17 protein-coding genes are annotated in these 16,986 nt (G+C 46.1%); 7 read left to right on the top strand and 10 right to left on the bottom strand.

Annotation, left to right across the window (positions count from 1 at the left end; all coding sequences use genetic code 11):
• Window positions 1-16: 16 nt before the first annotated feature.
• On the bottom strand, window positions 17-328 hold the full coding sequence (rplU, locus tag A8140_RS02160) for a 50S ribosomal protein L21 (RefSeq protein ID WP_000271393.1): 312 nt from the start codon (window positions 326-328) through the stop codon (window positions 17-19).
• A 257-nt stretch (window positions 329-585) separates the two neighbouring features.
• Between rplU and ispB the strand changes: the two genes are divergently transcribed.
• Window positions 586-1,557 (top strand): octaprenyl diphosphate synthase, encoded by a 972-nt coding sequence (ispB, locus tag A8140_RS02155; protein WP_005528588.1) that lies wholly within the window; start codon window positions 586-588, stop codon window positions 1,555-1,557.
• A gap of 84 nt (window positions 1,558-1,641) precedes the next feature.
• Here the strand turns inward: ispB and A8140_RS02150 are convergent, their stop codons facing one another.
• Entirely contained in the window at window positions 1,642-1,833 is a 192-nt protein-coding gene (locus A8140_RS02150) for a hypothetical protein (RefSeq protein ID WP_005430528.1), read from the bottom strand.
• Window positions 1,834-1,956: 123 nt separating this feature from the next.
• Window positions 1,957-2,892 (bottom strand): malate dehydrogenase, encoded by a 936-nt coding sequence (gene mdh / locus A8140_RS02145; RefSeq protein ID WP_005430569.1) that lies wholly within the window; start codon window positions 2,890-2,892, stop codon window positions 1,957-1,959.
• Window positions 2,893-3,251: 359 nt separating this feature from the next.
• Between mdh and argR the strand changes: the two genes are divergently transcribed.
• From argR to A8140_RS02125, 4 genes are all read left to right on the top strand, one after another.
• Entirely contained in the window at window positions 3,252-3,722 is a 471-nt protein-coding gene (argR, locus tag A8140_RS02140; protein ID WP_005430583.1) for a transcriptional regulator ArgR, read from the top strand.
• Between the two features lie 383 nt (window positions 3,723-4,105).
• On the top strand, window positions 4,106-5,074 hold the full coding sequence (locus A8140_RS02135) for a TAXI family TRAP transporter solute-binding subunit (protein WP_005430525.1): 969 nt from the start codon (window positions 4,106-4,108) through the stop codon (window positions 5,072-5,074).
• 305 nt (window positions 5,075-5,379) lie between these two features.
• Window positions 5,380-7,959 carry a TRAP transporter permease gene (locus tag A8140_RS02130; RefSeq protein WP_005528585.1) on the top strand — a complete coding sequence of 860 codons (2,580 nt, stop codon included), beginning with the start codon at window positions 5,380-5,382 and terminating at the stop codon, window positions 7,957-7,959.
• 44 nt (window positions 7,960-8,003) lie between these two features.
• Window positions 8,004-8,441 carry a universal stress protein gene (locus tag A8140_RS02125; RefSeq protein ID WP_005430588.1) on the top strand — a complete coding sequence of 146 codons (438 nt, stop codon included), beginning with the start codon at window positions 8,004-8,006 and terminating at the stop codon, window positions 8,439-8,441.
• Window positions 8,442-8,516: 75 nt separating this feature from the next.
• Here the strand turns inward: A8140_RS02125 and thiQ are convergent, their stop codons facing one another.
• From thiQ to mpl, 5 genes are all read right to left on the bottom strand, one after another.
• Window positions 8,517-9,221 carry a thiamine ABC transporter ATP-binding protein gene (gene thiQ, locus A8140_RS02120; protein ID WP_005528583.1) on the bottom strand — a complete coding sequence of 235 codons (705 nt, stop codon included), beginning with the start codon at window positions 9,219-9,221 and terminating at the stop codon, window positions 8,517-8,519.
• Complete coding sequence (thiP, locus tag A8140_RS02115) at window positions 9,221-10,807, bottom strand: thiamine/thiamine pyrophosphate ABC transporter permease ThiP (RefSeq protein WP_080619495.1); 1,587 nt, start codon at window positions 10,805-10,807, stop codon at window positions 9,221-9,223. Before thiP ends, thiQ begins: the two co-directional genes overlap by 1 nt.
• Window positions 10,808-10,821: 14 nt before the next feature.
• On the bottom strand, window positions 10,822-11,814 hold the full coding sequence (thiB, locus tag A8140_RS02110) for a thiamine ABC transporter substrate binding subunit (RefSeq protein WP_005528579.1): 993 nt from the start codon (window positions 11,812-11,814) through the stop codon (window positions 10,822-10,824).
• 251 nt (window positions 11,815-12,065) lie between these two features.
• On the bottom strand, window positions 12,066-12,704 hold the full coding sequence (locus A8140_RS02105) for a flavin prenyltransferase UbiX (protein ID WP_005450501.1): 639 nt from the start codon (window positions 12,702-12,704) through the stop codon (window positions 12,066-12,068).
• Complete coding sequence (gene mpl, locus A8140_RS02100; RefSeq protein ID WP_005528577.1) at window positions 12,704-14,062, bottom strand: UDP-N-acetylmuramate:L-alanyl-gamma-D-glutamyl-meso-diaminopimelate ligase; 1,359 nt, start codon at window positions 14,060-14,062, stop codon at window positions 12,704-12,706. Before mpl ends, A8140_RS02105 begins: the two co-directional genes overlap by 1 nt.
• Window positions 14,063-14,376: 314 nt before the next feature.
• Here mpl and fbp point away from each other — a divergent pair, with 314 nt between their 5' ends.
• Together fbp and ppa are read left to right on the top strand one after the other, a co-directional pair.
• Entirely contained in the window at window positions 14,377-15,393 is a 1,017-nt protein-coding gene (fbp, locus tag A8140_RS02095; RefSeq protein WP_005528576.1) for a class 1 fructose-bisphosphatase, read from the top strand.
• Window positions 15,394-15,518: 125 nt separating this feature from the next.
• The gene (ppa, locus tag A8140_RS02090; RefSeq protein WP_005528574.1) at window positions 15,519-16,049 is read left to right on the top strand and encodes an inorganic diphosphatase; all 531 of its coding nucleotides are present in this window, start codon (window positions 15,519-15,521) and stop codon (window positions 16,047-16,049) included.
• Between the two features lie 80 nt (window positions 16,050-16,129).
• On the opposite strand, the gene A8140_RS02085 is transcribed toward ppa, so the two are convergent.
• Window positions 16,130-16,489: a DUF2799 domain-containing protein gene (locus tag A8140_RS02085; RefSeq protein ID WP_005528573.1), complete on the bottom strand. Its 360-nt coding sequence runs from the start codon at window positions 16,487-16,489 to the stop codon at window positions 16,130-16,132.
• Window positions 16,490-16,611: 122 nt separating this feature from the next.
• Entirely contained in the window at window positions 16,612-16,959 is a 348-nt protein-coding gene (locus A8140_RS02080) for a gamma-glutamylcyclotransferase family protein (RefSeq protein WP_005430563.1), read from the bottom strand.
• Window positions 16,960-16,986: the final 27 nt, after the last annotated feature.

Below are 16,986 nucleotides of genomic sequence, written 5' to 3'. Positions count from 1 at the left end.
AAACTCTCCTAATAGATTAAGCGTTGATACCAGTGATCTTCACTTCAGTGAACCACTGACGGTGACCCTGTTGCTTACGAGAGTGCTTACGACGACGGAACTTAACGATTTTAACTTTATCGCCACGACCGTGTTGTACAACTTCAGCAACAACTTTGCCGCCCTCTACAAGAGGAGCACCAACTTTGATGTCTTCGCCGTTAGCAACAAGAAGAACTTTATCAAATTCTACAGTTGCACCAGTTTCAACGTCTAATTTCTCTAAACGAAGAGTTTGACCTTCGCTTACACGGTGTTGTTTACCACCAGATTGGAAAACAGCGTACATATTTTACTCCGCTTTTTCCGCACAGCCTTTTCATGAGGGTGTGCGCTAAACTAATCATCAATAGGGCGCAGATTCTACAGAAGAGATGCCCCTATGACAAGCCATATTTTGAAAAAATTGGCGAAAAGCTAATCGCCAAAGAAAAGTGCGGCAATCATGCCCTTTAGTAATGTATTAATCAACGTTTTTTAGTGTATTATTCGACAATTATATAAATCGAATAAGCCTTGCAGGGTCTAACTTCAGCCGGATATACGATGGATTTTAAAACTATCCAAGCGCTTACTGCCGATGACATGGCAAAAGTGAATGAAACAATTCAAGCCCAACTAAATTCTGATGTCTCTTTAATCAACCAACTCGGTTTCTATATCGTAAGTGGTGGAGGCAAACGCTTGAGACCACTTCTGGCGATATTGTCAGCACGTGCTCTTGGTTACCAAGGTAACGGCCATACTATGGCGGCGGCATTTATCGAGTTCATCCATACAGCAACTCTGCTGCACGATGATGTAGTTGATGAGTCAGACATGCGTCGTGGTAAAGCGACGGCGAACGCTGCATTTGGTAATGCGGCGAGCGTATTAGTTGGGGACTTTATTTACACTCGCTCATTCCAAATGATGACTGAGCTAGGATCAATGAAGATCCTTAAACTAATGAGTGATGCAGTAAATGTGATCGCAGAAGGTGAAGTTCAGCAGTTAATGAACTGCAATGATCCTGACACCACTGAAGAAAGCTACATGCAGGTCATCTACTCGAAAACGGCTCGTCTGTTTGAGTCGGCAACGCAAATTGGTGCGATCTTAAATGACGCTCCAGAAAACGTAGAAGTTGCGCTGCAAAACTACGGCAAATATCTGGGTACCGCATTCCAACTTATCGATGACGTTATGGACTATACGTCTGACGGTGAAGACATGGGTAAGAATGTTGGCGACGACCTAGCAGAAGGCAAACCAACGCTCCCTCTTTTGCATGCGATGCGTAATACAACGCCAGAGAACACAGCGATGATTCGTGAAGCAATCGAGAAAGCCAACGGCATGGATCGATTAGAAGACATCTTAGCAGTCATGCAAGAAGCTGGTTCTCTTGAGTACACGACACACAAAGCACTAGAAGAAGCTGATAAAGCGATTGCTGAACTGTCTGTTCTGCCTGAATCCGATTATAAGCAAGCATTGGTTACTCTCGCTCACATGGCCGTGAAGCGAACTAGCTAAGGCTGAATAGAAAGATCCTAAAGTAAAAAGGAAGAGCTGAGCTCTTCCTTTTTTTGTCTGTGGTTTGTTGGATGGGTGTTAAACCTAATAGTACTGATCACAATTACCATGTAGTTGAGGGTTGTCTTCGATCTCGTCAAAGCTTACCGCCAATTGCTCTTCCGAGCCCTGCTTAGCCAACAATACCGTTTCTGCTTCTTGGTCAACCACTAAGATGGTTCCCACCCCTTGCTGACACTCTACAACCATACCTTTACGGATTCGACTCGCTTCCATCATCTTCTCCTTCACAAAATGGCTTGATACTGACTCTGTTACGCGCTTTGGGATGAAAGGATCAAAAAAGCCGATCGTACGATCGGCTTTCGTCTTTTATATGGCTTCTACAGAGCAAGAAGCTTACTTGGCAAACTCAACACCAATGTTAATGTCGCCATTTAGCGTTTCTAACATACCGTCAAGCGCCGACTTTTCGTAGTCGCTCAATGCGCCGTAGCTTAGTACTTCTTCTACGCCGTCTTTACCTAGCTTCACAGGTTGTGCGAAGTATGGTGCATGCTCGCTGTCGCCTTCAACGTACGCACACTCAACCACGCCTTCTTCACCTTGAAGAGCGCGAACTAGCGCTAGACCAAAGCGACACGCCGCCTGACCCATAGATAGAGTTGCGCTACCGCCACCCGCTTTCGCTTCTACAACTTCTGTACCTGCGTTCTGGATACGCTTCGTTAGCGCTTCCACTTCTTCAGCAGTAAACTCAACGCCTTCAACTTGAGAAAGTAGAGGAAGAATGGTTACGCCAGAGTGGCCACCGATCACAGGAACGCGAACGTCACCTGGATCTTTGTCTTTCAGCTCTGCGACGAATGTTTCTGAACGGATAACGTCTAGTGTTGTTACACCGAACAGTTTGCGTTTGTCGTAAACGCCCGCTTTTTTCAGAACTTCAGCAGCGATTGGCACTGTCGTGTTAACTGGGTTAGTGATGATACCTACACATGCTGTAGGGCACACAACGGCGATCTTTTCTGCTAGCGATTTAACGATACCAGCATTTACATTGAACAGATCTGCACGATCCATACCAGGCTTACGAGCTACACCAGCAGAGATCAGTACTACGTCTGCACCTTCAAGTGCAGGCGTTGGATCTTCACCAGCGTAACCTTTGATAGAAACCGGAGTTGGGATATGGCTAAGATCAGCAGCCACACCAGGAGTTACTGGAGCAATATCGTATAGGGCTAAATCAGAACCTGCAGGAAGGCGGTTCTTAAGTAGAAGGGCCAGGGCTTGACCGATGCCACCTGCGGCACCAATAACGGCTACTTTCATGTAGTTCTCCTTGAGAGTATTTCTCTTATAAACGTATTCGTCGGGTATTTTGTAACCAGCTGAAACAAAGCTATCGGAATCACAACTTGATTACAATCAATTAACGTCAGCTTTGCGACCTCGCGCAACTCAGTGTTACCGTGCTACAAACAGAGCGCTGATTATTCGGTTATTCTGTTGAAATGACAAGAAATTCAGTGCAATAAATAGGTCAGTATTTTTACACATAAAGAACCCTGTCCTGTATAGGGTTTACAGTGATGGAATTAACATATTACCGTGACTTTTTGGCACTGCATGAATATATATGCGAGAATATGCAAAATTTCTGACCCTTGAATAAGAGAATCATAACGACTATGCGCAATTCAGAAAAACAAGATAACTTAGTTCGCGCTTTTAAAGCCTTATTAAAAGAAGAGAGCTTCGGTTCACAGGGCGAGATCGTAGATGCACTAAAACAACAAGGTTTTGAAAGCATCAACCAATCTAAAGTCTCCCGTATGCTGACAAAGTTTGGTGCGGTTCGTACACGTAATGCAAAAATGGAGATGGTTTACTGTCTACCAGCAGAATTAGGTGTACCTACAGTAAGTAGCTCTCTACGTGAGTTGGTCTTAGATATCGACCACAACGCAGCATTAGTAGTCATCCACACTGGCCCTGGTGCAGCTCAATTGATTGCCCGCCTACTGGATTCTTTGGGTAAATCTGAGGGTATTCTTGGCGTAGTAGCAGGCGATGACACCATCTTCATTACCCCAACAATGCCAGTTTCTACAGAACAATTGTTCAAGTCAGTGTGTGAACTTTTCGAATACACAGGCTAAGTAACTGTTTGTGGGCTATGAAATTCGTTGAGTTTTGTAGCCCATGAAAAATGTAAAATTTTTGATTTCTCAGATTATTTTTCACCCACCACTTTTGTGATTAACATCACGCTATTGATTTTTTTAATACTCCTATCAAAACCGAGCATAAGTATTTGTTCTGGAAAGAATTAAATATCAAATTCATCTCCGGCACTTGTCGCATGATTTAGACTTATTCGCTATAAGTTTTAACAATCGGATAATTTTCTGCCAATTTTTTGTTATGATTCGCTCGCTTTTTCAAACGATTGGATTGGAAAAGATGCCGTTTCCGAATAGGAAACTCCTGAAATAATTTAAGGTTATTTCCGGGTTAATAATGAATATAAGGAAGGAAATTCATGGCATTTAACAAACTTCTAAAAGTAGGCGCTATCGCTGCAGCAGTTATGGGCGCAGGCGCAGTTAACGCTCAAGAGTTTATTACTATCGGTACTGGCTCTGTTACAGGTGTTTACTACCCTACTGGTGGTGCTATTTGTAAATTGGTAAACAAAGGTCGTAAAGATCACAACATTCGTTGTTCAGTAGAATCGACTGGCGGCTCAATTTATAACGTCAACACTATCCGTGCTGGCGAGCTAGACTTTGGTATCGTGCAATCGGATTGGCAATACCATGGCTATAACGGTACGAGCAAGTTTGCTGAACAAGGCCCGTACAAAAAGCTACGTGCAATGTTCTCTCTTCATACAGAACCTTTTAACATCATCGCACGTGCAGATTCTGGTATCGAAAACGTTCAAGACCTTAAAGGTAAACGTGTCAACATCGGTAACCCAGGCTCTGGTGACCGCGCGACAATGGGTGTAGTGATGGATGCAATGGGCTGGACAAACGACAGCTTCAAACTGGCATCTGAGCTAAAAGGCTCTGAGCGTTCACAAGCACTATGTGACAACAAGATCGACGCATTCATCTACATGGTTGGTCACCCGAACGGTTCAATCAAAGAAGCAACAACCTCTTGTGATGCGAAACTTGTCCCAGCGACAGGCGCTGAAATCGAAAAGATCGTTGCTAACAACCCTTACTACGCATTCAGCACAGTACCTGCTGGCATGTACCGTGGTACAGATAAAGACGTAAACAGCTTCGGTGTTGCGGCGACAATGGTAACGACCTCTGATGTTTCAGATGACGTTGCTTACAATGTTGCAAAAGCAGTATTCGAAAACTTCGATACATTCAAACGCCTACACCCTGCATTTGCAAACCTGAAGAAAGAAGACATGGTGAAAGCTGGTCTTTCTATCCCTCTTCACCCAGGTGCGGAAAAATACTACAAAGAAGTAGGCCTGCTTAAGTAAGCAACTACTGACTTCAAGCTCGGGCAGAAAAGGATGGTTTTCTGCCTGATTAAGTATGCTGGTAACGATCGTTTGCCAGCATGCTTTGTTCAACTTGCATAATGCAATCTGCCGATTTCTTTCAGAAATCGCGCTCACACCTAAAAAAAGAAACCGCACATTTCCTTTACCCACAAATCAATGGGTTACAGATTTGTAGCGATTCACTCGAAAGCAAACTTCGCTCTATTCACTACACTGTTATAGCGAAGCGGGGTTCTCGATACACAATACAGACAGGACCATCAATAATAAGGAAAAAGTACATGGCGACGAACAACACTCCGTCACAAGATGTGCAAGAAATGGTGGCTCAGGCAGACACTGGTGCGCGTAGCCCAATGGGCTTGCAAGGTAGAATCTTATGGTTCGTACCACTGTGCTGGTCGCTATTTCAATTATGGTATGCCTCTCCGCTACCATTTATTTTTAATTTTGGCGTACTCAACGATACTGAAGCGCGAGCAATTCATTTAACTTTTGCCACTTTCCTCGCTTTCACTGCTTACCCAGCAATGAAGAACTCTCCGCGTGACCATATCCCATTAATCGACTGGGTATTGGCATTAGCGGGTAGCTTTGCTGCAGCTTACATTTATATTTTCTATACAGAACTGGCCGGGCGCTCTGGTGCACCGACAACCGTTGACATCGTAGTCTCAGTAACGGGTATGGCTCTATTGCTTGAAGCAACGCGTCGTGCACTGGGTCCACCGTTGATGGTCGTTGCTGCAGTATTTCTGACCTACACCTTTGCCGGTCCATATATGCCAGATGTTATTGCTCATAAAGGTGCAAGCTTAAACAAAGCAATGTCACACTTATGGCTAACCACAGAAGGCGTATTCGGTGTTGCACTTGGCGTATCGACTTCGTTTGTATTCTTGTTCGTACTTTTCGGTGCCATGCTAGAACGCGCGGGCGCAGGTGCTTACTTCATTAAAGTCGCCTTCTCACTGCTTGGTCACATGAAGGGCGGTCCTGCAAAAGCGGCTGTCGTTGCATCCGGCCTATCTGGTCTGGTTTCGGGCTCATCCATCGCAAACGTAGTAACCACAGGTACCTTTACGATTCCACTGATGAAGCGAGTAGGCTTCCCGGGTACAAAAGCTGGTGCGGTTGAAGTTGCTGCGTCGACGAATGGCCAGCTAACGCCGCCTATCATGGGCGCTGCGGCCTTCCTAATGGTTGAATATGTGGGTATCTCTTATGTTGAGGTAATCAAAGCAGCCCTACTTCCTGCACTTATTTCATACATTGCTCTGATTTACATCGTTCACCTTGAAGCATGTAAAGCAGGCATGACCGGCCTTCCTCGTCGCCACAACCCAACCATGCTACAAAGCCTATTGTCATTTACTGGCACTATCCTTGGCTTGTGCGTCATCAGCGCCTTGGTTTACTACGGTGTGGGTTGGACTAAAGACGTATTTGGCGATGCAGCAACAACCATTGTAACCGTCGCCCTATTAATTGCTTACGTCGGTCTGGTGAAGATTTCAGCAAACCACACCAAAGACGGCGCAATTGAAATTGATGCAGAACTCACAGAGGTTCCAGATCCAGGCCCAACGATTAAATCTGGTCTGCACTATCTGCTACCAATCGTTGTGCTGGTTTGGTGTTTGACTGTAGAACGCTTCTCACCGGGTCTGTCAGCATTCTGGGCAACCGTGTTCATGATCTTTATCTTGCTAACGCAGCGCCCACTGATTGCTTTGCTATCAAAACAAGGTGACTTGGTTGAGCAGACCAAAGACGGTTTTGTTGATCTCGCTGAGAGTTTGGTATCCGGTGCACGCAACATGATCGGTATCGGCGTGGCAACCGCTGCAGCAGGTACGGTAGTTGGTGTAGTAACACTAACCGGTATTGGTTTGGTTATGACAGACTTCGTCGAGTTCATCTCTGGCGGTAGCATCATCCTTATGTTGCTGTTTACGGCAGTAATCAGCTTGATCCTGGGTATGGGTCTGCCAACGACGGCAAACTATATCGTGGTATCAACGCTAATGGCACCGGTTATCGTAACTCTGGGTGCGGCTCATGGCCTGATCATCCCACTGATTGCGGTGCACTTATTTGTGTTCTATTTCGGTATCCTTGCAGATGATACACCTCCTGTAGGTTTAGCTGCCTTTGCCGCTGCCGCAATTGCTAAGTCAGATCCAATTCGTACAGGTATTCAAGGCTTTACCTACGATATTCGAACCGCAATTCTGCCATTCATGTTCGTCTTCAACACTCAACTCTTGTTGATGGGCATTGATTCATGGTGGCACCTAGCGTTAACCGTGATCTCTTCCATTATTGCGATGTTGATCTTCTCCGCGGCAACACAAGGTTGGTGGTTCACACGTAACAAGTGGTGGGAAACGATCCTACTATTAGTATTAACCTTCTCGTTCTTCCGTCCTGGTTTTTGGTGGGACATGCTCTACCCAGCGAAAGTTCTTTCTCCTGGTGTTGAGATAGCTCAAATCACAGAAGGGTTAAATGTAGGAGAATCCATAGAGTTACGTGTCGCTGGAGAAAACCTTGAAGGTGACTACGTTGAAAAAACGGTACGTCTTCCGTTCGAAGATAAAGCGGCAACCGCTGAAGAACGACTTTCTTCAATGGGCCTAATGCTGACCGAGAACGACGGCAAAATGATCGTAGACATGGTTGAATTTGGCAGCCCGGCAGAATCTTCAGGAATCGACTTCGATTGGGAGATCAAATGGGTAGTTCAAGATGCTGAACGACCAATGAAAGAATGGGTATTTGTGCCTTGTTTGATGATTTTGCTGGTACTTGCCCTGAACCAAAAACGTCGTGCTCGTAAGGAACAGCTGAGCGCATAACCGATTTGGCCCCGAGGATAAGGGGCCTTAATGAGAGACATTGAATGTACAAGCAAATTCTTGTTCCGGTTGATCTAAATGACCAAGGCTTTTCTGACCGTGCCGTTGAATTAGCGGTATGGCAGGCAAAGCAAGCCAACGCTGAAGTTCACTTGCTTACTGTCTTACCTGGTATTCATATGTCGATGGTCGCGACTTACTTCCCGAAAGACGCGGCGGCGAAAATGAAGCAAGATGTGAAGCAACAGCTCAAAGCCTTTGCAGACCAACATATCGATGATGAAGTCATTTACAAAGTCCACGTGGCAGAAGGCAAAGCGTATGCAACCATCCTTGATTACGCTGAACGCTTAGGTGCTGACCTTATCATTATGCCAAGCCACAAACGCTCAAAGATCAACAAAGTGATGCTGGGCTCTGTAGCAAGCAAAGTAGTTGAGAACTCACCAATCAACGTTATGGTAGTGAAGCCTCAAGGCTAATACGCTCATTCAAACTCCCAAAACCAAAAAAGGTTGATGCTTGCATCAACCTTTTATTTTTCTATCTCAGGGTAATCACCCTGCCGCTTTAACAAAAGCCTTCAATGCTTTACTGCTATGTTGAGCGTTAAGCTCACCAATCTCTCCTGCAGCTTCAACCTGACCACCAGCCACAAAAGCAAAATGACTAGCAATCGCTCTGGCGTCACTTAAGTGGTGCGTCACCATCAAAACGGTAATGCCACGCTCAGCAGCAAGTTGTTTAACCAGTGTCAGCATCTCTTCTCTCAATACTGGGTCTAACGCAGAAAAAGGTTCATCGAGTAACCACATTGGGTGCGGCTGAACAAAACAACGCGCAAGTGCCACACGCTGACGCTGACCACCAGAAAGATGTTCAGGTAAACGGTCCAGATACTCAGCAACCCCGACCTGCTTGGCCGCTTGCTCAACAAGCAGCTTTTGGTCTGCCGTGAGCTTTAGTCCCGGATGTAGGCCCAAACCGATGTTGTCTCTTACTGACAGGTGAGCAAACAGATTATGCTCTTGGAACAGCATTGAAAACGGACGCTGATGCGGCTCTTTACGCACGATAGACTCACTATCAACCAGAATATCGCCATGGTCTGGATTAATAAAACCAGCAACTAATGCCAATAGGGTTGATTTGCCCGCCCCACTCGGCCCCATCAGTGAAACGATTTGTCCACGCTGAATAGCTAACTCAAAACGAAACAGTTCACGTTGATAGGTGTACTGCACATCATCCAACACTAACATTACGCTCTCTCCTTCGTTTTCAACACTTTCTCAATCAAAGCAAAACAGCCGACGCTGAGTAACAGCAAAGTAACCGATACCACGGCAGCGGCATCCATCTGGTAACTTCCCAACAATTGGAATAGGTACAACGGCAAGGTTCTAAACTCTTGCCCACCGAACAAGGCAATCGCACTTAAGTCGCCAATTGCAAACATAAAGCTGATAGCAAAAGCATGGGCAAACGGCTTGCGCAGCGCTTGCCATTCCACGACTTTAAATCGTTGCCAACCACGCATGCCTAAGCTGGCACACACGTACTGATACTGCTGCTCGATGTGCAACATAGGTTGAGATAAAGTCTTAATGACATATGGCAATGCCATCAAGCCATTAACTAAGATGACAACAAAAAACGCCAAGCTGAATACATCGGTAAACGATCGCAGTAATAGGAACAATCCGGTGCTAATCACCAATCCCGGCGTTACTAAGATAATGGTTCCGATAAGCTCAATTTGATCGGCGCGAGTATTTTTATACTGCAATCGCCAACGTCGACTGGTCAGCAAAATCGACACACCAGCAGCAACAGCAAGAGAGCTCGCCAGTATCGCAACTTTGAGAGAATTGAACAGTGCGGACCAAAAGCGCTCATCGGTCAGTACCGACCAAACTTGCTGGTTGATGCCACTGAACACCACCATCATAAGTGGTGGTATTACTAGTAAAAAGGCACCTATGATCCAAAAACTATCCCAAGCTTTTGACCACCAATGATCCTTCGTTAAATATTGCTGTACCGATGTACTGCCAGCGCTAACTGAAACTGGCTTCGTCAACTTCTGCACGCCAATCGCTAACAAGCCACATAGTAGCATTTGCCACAGTGCCAAAAGCGCCCCAGCCTGCAGATCAAAATCGAACTTAATCGCCTGATAAATGGCAAGTTCAATGGTGGTCGATTTCGGTCCGCCGCCTAACGCCATCACGGTGGCGAAACTGGTAAAGCAAAGCATAAACACCAAGCCGCTTACGTGTGGCAGTTGTTGTCTTAAGCGAGGCAATTCCACCCAGCGGAATTTGTCCCAATGGCTCATTCCAAGGTGCGCACACAGTTTATGTTGCTCTGCGGGGATCGACTCTAATGCCTGCAAAAGTAGCCGCGCTGCATAAGGCATATTAAAGAACACATGCGCAAGTAAAATACCGTTCAGGCCATAGATGGAAAACGGCAGCTCCGAATCGATGCTTTTCAGCCATTGTGCTAATAAGCCGCTGTTACCGTAAATCGCCAATAAGCCAAATACACCAACTAACACCGGCAGAACTAAGGTAGACGCAAACAACTTTAGTAGTAGAGACTTCCCAAAGAACTCACGTCGAGAAAGTGCGTGAGCAACAGGAATAGCAAAGCCAACACTCAATAGTGTAGAAAGGAAAGCTTGGTAGAAACTGAACTTGGTGACGTGTTGATAGTATGGGTCTCCCCACATCATAGACACATCAAGTGAAGGCGCTTGAACAATCAAAGCACCGAGGGCAGAAACAACAAAGGTCGCAATAATCATCGCGACCCCTAACCCGATTTTCGGAACAGAATTCAAAAGTAGAACCTATATTAGAACGTCAATGCGCTTTGCCACTCGCGAATCCAAGTCTTGCGCATTTTCGCTACTTCATCTGCACTAAAGCTAAGTGGCTTGCTTGGTACGCTTAAGGTTTCAAAGCCTTTTGGTAATTCAACGTCAGTCACTGGGTACATCCAGTTACCTGTTGGCATCGCAGATTGGAACTCATCACTCAAGATGAAATTCATAAACTCATCCGCAAGTTCCGCATTCTTTGAACCTTTGACCTTAGCCGCCACTTCCACTTGCATGTAGTGGCCTTCGGTAAAGTCTGCGCTGGCGTATTTCGCATCACCTTCTGCAATCAAATGGTACGCTGGAGAAGTCGTGTAAGACAGCACGAGGTCGGACTCACCGTTCAAGAACATCGAGTAAGCTTCTGACCAACCTTTGGTAACCGTAACTGTTTTCGTTGCCAGTTGCTTCCACGCTTGAGTCGCATCATCGCCGTAGATGGACTTCATCCACAGCATCAAACCTTGACCCGGCGTCGAAGTACGAGGGTCTTGGTAAATCACTTTCAGATCATCACGCTCTTCCACTAGCTCTTTCATGCTTTTTGGAGGATTCGCCAACTTATCCTTGTTGTATACAAACGCAAAGTAGCCGTAATCGTACGGTACGAAGGTCTTATCATCCCAACCATTAGGCAAGGTCGTCTTCGATGTATCAACATTGTGCTCAGCCAGAAGTCCAGTCTTTTTCGCTTCCGCCATCAGGTTGTTATCCAAACCTAACACGATATCCGCTTTGCTATTGTTTCCTTCCAAGCGAAGGCGGTTAAGGATTGAAACACCGTCATCCAGAGCAACGAAATTAACGTCGCAACCGCATTTGGCTTCGAACGCTTTTTCAACTTTAGGACCAGGTCCCCAATCGGCAGCGAAAGAGTCGTAAGTGTAGACAGTTAGGGTGTTTTCAGCGGCAAACGCTGAAGTAGAAGTGATGGCTGCAAGGGCAATCAGACTAAGAGTGGTTTTCACTGCTCGCTCTCCATTTGCATTAGTAAACATGAGTTGAGCGGCACAGGGTTGAGGCGGTATCTAGGACTTCCAATATCCAGACTCAATTCCTACGCCAGCATTATCTGGTTCAGGTAATACGGGTCCCTGTTTGCTCAACAACGTTAAGCGATTAGGTCTCAGCGCCCAATGGTATTGATAAGCTCAATGCCAAGTGGGTTTGCTCCCCGATGAGTTGGATGGATTGTAAAGGTCTTTTATTAATTACACAATCAACGTTGGTCATAACCCCAACGTGGCACTAAACCTTGCTCAATGCCAAGGTGATCCAGAATTCTCGCCACCATAAAATCAACCAAGTCTTCAATGCTCTTAGGCTGATGATAGAAGCCCGGCGCTGCAGGCATAATGGTGACACCCATTTGCGAAAGCTTGTGCATGTTTTCAAGATGCAACGTCGAGAATGGCGTTTCACGCACTACAAGCAGCAACTGTCCGCGCTCTTTCATTACCACATCAGCAGCACGCTCAATCAAGTTATCCGACATGCCGTGTGCAATGGCCGCAACACTACCTGCAGAACATGGACAAACCACCATTTGCTTAGGCGCCGCAGAGCCAGAAGCCACCGGCGAAAACCAGTCGTCTTTGCCACAAACTGTGATGTTATCTGGATTGCAATTAAGGTGCTCAACCAGCGCTTTTTGCGCCGCTTCAGGGCCACTTGGGAGTTTCAGGTCATGTTCGGTCGCCATTACCACGCGCGCAGCCGAAGAGATCAACACGTAGACGTGGTAATCCGCTGCCACTAAACATTCAAGAAGACGAAGTCCATACGGGGCACCAGAGGCGCCCGTTAATGCGAGTGTGATGGCTTTTTTAGGGGTTACTTTTTGCTGCATAGATGTCATTAAGCTTTTTGTTTCAGTTGTTCCAGAAGCTTGCCGTGAATACCACCAAAGCCACCGTTACTCATCACGAGGATTTGGTCACCTGGCTGCGCTTGCTCTACGATTTTTGCGACGAAGCTGTCCATCTCTGCACCAACAAACACAGGCTGTTTACACTGGTCTGCAATATCCTGTACCGACCAATCAATGTTATCCGGTTGGAAGAGGAACACTTCATCGGCACTGTGCAATGAAGCCGCTAAAGTATTCTTGTGCACACCACGTTTCATGGTCGCAGAGCGTGGCTCTAAAACGGCAAGGATACGTTTTTCGCCAACTTTGTTACGTAAACCACCTAGCGTCAGTTCAATCGCCGTTGGGTGATGAGCAAAATCATCATAAACCGTCACGCCCTGCTCTTCGCCTTGTAACTCTAAGCGACGTTTGGTATTGATAAAACGACCAAGAGCCTGACAAGCCAGTTCTGGTGCAACACCAACATGACGCGCAGCAGCGATAGCCATCAAAGCGTTATCCACGTTGTGATCACCAACAAGGTCCCAATCAACAATGCCCACTTTCTCACCTTGCAGTGACACTTCAAATTTTGAGCCATCAACAACCAGTTTGTGTGCTTGCCAATCACCATCGACACCCGAGAACTGCTTTTCAGTCCAACATCCGCGCTCAATCACGTCTTGTAGCGAATGGTCTTGCTTCGGCGAAAGGATCAAACCGTTACCTGGAACAGTGCGAACTAAGTGGTGGAATTGACGCTTGATCGCTTCGAGATCGTCAAAGATGTCTGCATGATCGAACTCAAGGTTATTCATGATCAGCGTGCGTGGGTGGTAGTGAACAAACTTAGATCGTTTATCGAAAAAAGCACTGTCGTATTCGTCTGCTTCAACGACGAAAAACATACTTTCACCCAAGCGTGCTGACACACCGAAGTTACCCAACACACCACCAACTAGGAAGCCCGGTTGGTAACCACAGTCTTCTAAAATCCAAGCTAGCATACTTGAAGTTGTCGTTTTGCCGTGGGTACCTGATACCGCTAGAACCCAGCGATCGTGCAATAAGAACTCTTGTAACCATTGTGGACCAGAGGTGTAACGCATATTGGTATTCAGCACATGCTCAACACATGGGTTACCACGGCTCATCGCGTTACCAATCACCACGAGGTCGGGTTGTGGGTTAAGCTGAGAAGGGTCAAAGCCTTCAATAATTTCAATACCTTGAGACTCCAACAGGGTGCTCATTGGTGGATAAACGTTGGCATCCGAACCCGTCACTTTATGACCTAGCTGACGCGCTAAAATTGCGGCACCGCCCATAAACGTGCCGCAGATACCCAAGATATGAATGTGCATAAACTTAACCTTGTAATGCGTTCTTTAATCCTTTCATTATCGTGATAACCACCAGAAAAGCGAGTGCCTTTCGCTGTGTTCTTGCAGTCTCTTTCACAAATCTGACAAGGCTTGGGGCGGACTGACCAAGCATTAACCAAGCGGTTCACGTCTTATGCAATAAGACAAATAAATTGAGATCTCAGTCGGTTACTTCATTACCATTAATAAGATCTGCGACTTAAACTTACACCTAGCGCAATCGTTTAACATCCATAAAGAGATGCCCCCGTTGCGCGACACCCCCAACGAAATGAAAAATGTAAGGATAAACCATGTCAGGACTGCGCACCCTAGGCGAATTCATTGTTGAGAAACAAGCGGATTTCCCCCACGCTAGCGGTGATCTTTCATCTCTATTAGCTTCTATTCGTTTAGCTGCAAAAATCGTAAACCGCGAAATCAATGCGGCAGGTCTTGGTGATATCACTGGCGCTGTAGGTACAGAGAACGTACAAGGCGAAGATCAGCAAAAGCTTGATTTATACGCGAACGACAAGTTCAAAGCAGCGCTCGAAGCACGCGACCAAGTGTGTGGTGTAGCCAGTGAAGAAGAGGATGAAGCGGTTGCGTTCAATAAAGAACTTAACCAAAACGCAAAATACGTTGTACTAATGGACCCACTCGATGGCTCATCAAACATCGATGTGAACGTATCAGTCGGTACGATTTTCTCTATTTACCGTCGAGTTTCTCCGATTGGTACCCCACCAACAGAAGAAGACTTCCTACAACCAGGTCACAAACAAGTGGCAGCGGGCTACGTGATTTACGGCTCATCCACCATGCTGGTTTACACCACAGGTAATGGTGTAAACGGCTTCACCTACGACCCATCGATTGGCAGCTTCTGTCTATCTCATGAAAATATGATGATCCCAGAAGATGGTAAAATATACTCAATCAACGAAGGCAACTACATCCGCTTCCCGCAGGGCGTGAAGAAGTACATCAAGTACTGTCAGGAGAATGTGCCTGAAGATGGTCGCCCATACACTTCTCGCTACATTGGCTCATTGGTAGCTGACTTCCACCGTAACCTGCTAAAAGGCGGCATTTACTTGTACCCAAGTACGCAAAGCCACCCTCAAGGCAAGCTACGCTTGTTGTACGAGTGCAACCCGATGGCATTCTTAATTGAGCAAGCTGGCGGTTTGGCGTCTGACGGTGTAAACCGCATTATGGATTTGAAACCTACCGAACTGCACCAGCGCGTGCCTTTCTTTGTTGGTTCAAAGAACATGGTCAACAAAGTCGAAGAGTTTCTTGAACTGAATCGCGAAGAAGACTAATTTCAGACCTTTGTCCAACGCGGCGGGTGTTTACCTGCCGCGTTTTTGTCGTTAAAGTGAACTTCGTAAATGTTAGCCAGATTAAGCCTCTCCAAGCTTAATCCTCAATGAAAAGGAATATTCAAATGAGCTTAAATAACGTACCAGCAGGTAAATCACTGCCTGAAGATATCTACGTCGTCATCGAAATCCCTGCCAACGCGGATCCAATCAAATACGAAGTAGATAAAGACACTGGTGCTGTGTTTGTTGACCGTTTCATGTCTGCACCTATGTTCTACCCATGTAACTATGGCTATGTGAACGATACTCTTTCTCTAGATGGTGACCCAGTGGACGTATTGGTTCCAACCCCTTACCCATTGATGCCAGGCTCTGTGATTCGCTGTCGTCCAGTCGGCGTACTGAAAATGACGGACGAATCGGGTGAAGATGCAAAAGTGTTTGCTGTACCGCACTCAAAAATCTCAAAAGAGTACGAAGACATTCAAGATGTCGATGACATCCCTGAATTGTTGAAAGCACAGATCACACAATTCTTCGAACGCTACAAAGAGCTTGAAGCGGGCAAATGGGTCAAGGTCGATGGCTGGGATGACGTTGCTGCAGCAAAAGCGGAAATCCTAGAGTCTTACGAGCGTGCTCAAAACAAATAATCGTAAGTTACAAATAACAAAAGAGCTGCCAATTGGCAGCTCTTTTTCGTTTTCGTAACTTTATTTAATCGCCACCCGGTTTAATAGCCACCCGCCGTCGACAATCTGCCTGATTCATAATCGTTGTGGAAAAATGGGTCTAAATCATCGCAGATGCCATAGTAAGGAGCACCTTGTACGCCGAGAATATAAGCGCTTTGCTGACAATACTCTTCCTTACCCTCCTGGTAGCCAGTTTGGTAGGCCATGATGAGTTCAGGAGTGGCACGGTTAGTGTCATCTAACTTGGCAATACGGTCTTCGGACAACTCAAGCGAACCCTTTAGTGCTGTTTGTTTGCCGAAAGCTTGCCAGTCTGTCGCGTTAACAGAGCTGGGTAGTGTGGTTTGCGCACAAGCGTTGAGAAATAGAAGCATAGCGCCGATGATGATGGATCTCATAAGTTCTCCTTAGGCCTGAAATAAAAGGCCGTCGGAAACACACCTATATCCCGTTATCGAGTACCCATTCGACAGCCATAAACTTTCACTACTCATGCTTACGCGTACTCGCGAAGTATAGTTCACACCCTTTGGCACCAATCGCCAGAAGCAATCTCTTCTGTGAGTTGCTCAGTATCTTGGTATAAGTAGATCCAAGCTTGGCCAAATGGTGTCGCAATACTCTCTCTGCGGTACTCCACCGGCACATCTTCAAGCTTATCTAACTCGCTGAGTGTATCGTTATCAATTAAATACACTTCGCCTTGTATCGCTTTTTGCCCAGTCGACAACGCGGGATAACGACCTAAATCGTACAAAGCAAATTGGGCATCAGTCTCATGATGCCCGAGAAACTCAGCGGTTTTCAAAAAGTGATGATTGCACTCTCCTTTGCGTAAGGTGCCATACACAAATACCAAATGCTGCATAACCACTCCTTAGTTATGTTTTAAAAG

The organism is Vibrio campbellii CAIM 519 = NBRC 15631 = ATCC 25920 (assembly GCF_002163755.1).
Taxonomy (GTDB): Bacteria; Pseudomonadota; Gammaproteobacteria; order Enterobacterales; family Vibrionaceae; genus Vibrio; species Vibrio campbellii.
Note: the sequence above shows the minus strand (reverse complement) of the source record. Positions and strands in the feature narration are given on the sequence as shown.

Bases quoted from the DNA above. Each gene is read 5' to 3' on its own strand.
- rplU (WP_000271393.1), bottom strand. From the start codon at position 328: ATGTACGCTGTTTTCCAATCTGGTGGTAAACAACACCGTGTAAGCGAA.
- ispB (WP_005528588.1), top strand. From the start codon at position 586: ATGGATTTTAAAACTATCCAAGCGCTTACTGCCGATGACATGGCAAAA.
- A8140_RS02150 (WP_005430528.1), bottom strand. From the start codon at position 1,833: ATGGAAGCGAGTCGAATCCGTAAAGGTATGGTTGTAGAGTGTCAGCAA.
- mdh (WP_005430569.1), bottom strand. From the start codon at position 2,892: ATGAAAGTAGCCGTTATTGGTGCCGCAGGTGGCATCGGTCAAGCCCTG.
- argR (WP_005430583.1), top strand. From the start codon at position 3,252: ATGCGCAATTCAGAAAAACAAGATAACTTAGTTCGCGCTTTTAAAGCC.
- A8140_RS02135 (WP_005430525.1), top strand. From the start codon at position 4,106: ATGGCATTTAACAAACTTCTAAAAGTAGGCGCTATCGCTGCAGCAGTT.
- A8140_RS02130 (WP_005528585.1), top strand. From the start codon at position 5,380: ATGGCGACGAACAACACTCCGTCACAAGATGTGCAAGAAATGGTGGCT.
- A8140_RS02125 (WP_005430588.1), top strand. From the start codon at position 8,004: ATGTACAAGCAAATTCTTGTTCCGGTTGATCTAAATGACCAAGGCTTT.
- thiQ (WP_005528583.1), bottom strand. From the start codon at position 9,221: ATGTTAGTGTTGGATGATGTGCAGTACACCTATCAACGTGAACTGTTT.
- A8140_RS02105 (WP_005450501.1), bottom strand. From the start codon at position 12,704: ATGACATCTATGCAGCAAAAAGTAACCCCTAAAAAAGCCATCACACTC.
- mpl (WP_005528577.1), bottom strand. From the start codon at position 14,062: ATGCACATTCATATCTTGGGTATCTGCGGCACGTTTATGGGCGGTGCC.
- fbp (WP_005528576.1), top strand. From the start codon at position 14,377: ATGTCAGGACTGCGCACCCTAGGCGAATTCATTGTTGAGAAACAAGCG.
- ppa (WP_005528574.1), top strand. From the start codon at position 15,519: ATGAGCTTAAATAACGTACCAGCAGGTAAATCACTGCCTGAAGATATC.
- A8140_RS02085 (WP_005528573.1), bottom strand. From the start codon at position 16,489: ATGAGATCCATCATCATCGGCGCTATGCTTCTATTTCTCAACGCTTGT.
- A8140_RS02080 (WP_005430563.1), bottom strand. From the start codon at position 16,959: ATGCAGCATTTGGTATTTGTGTATGGCACCTTACGCAAAGGAGAGTGC.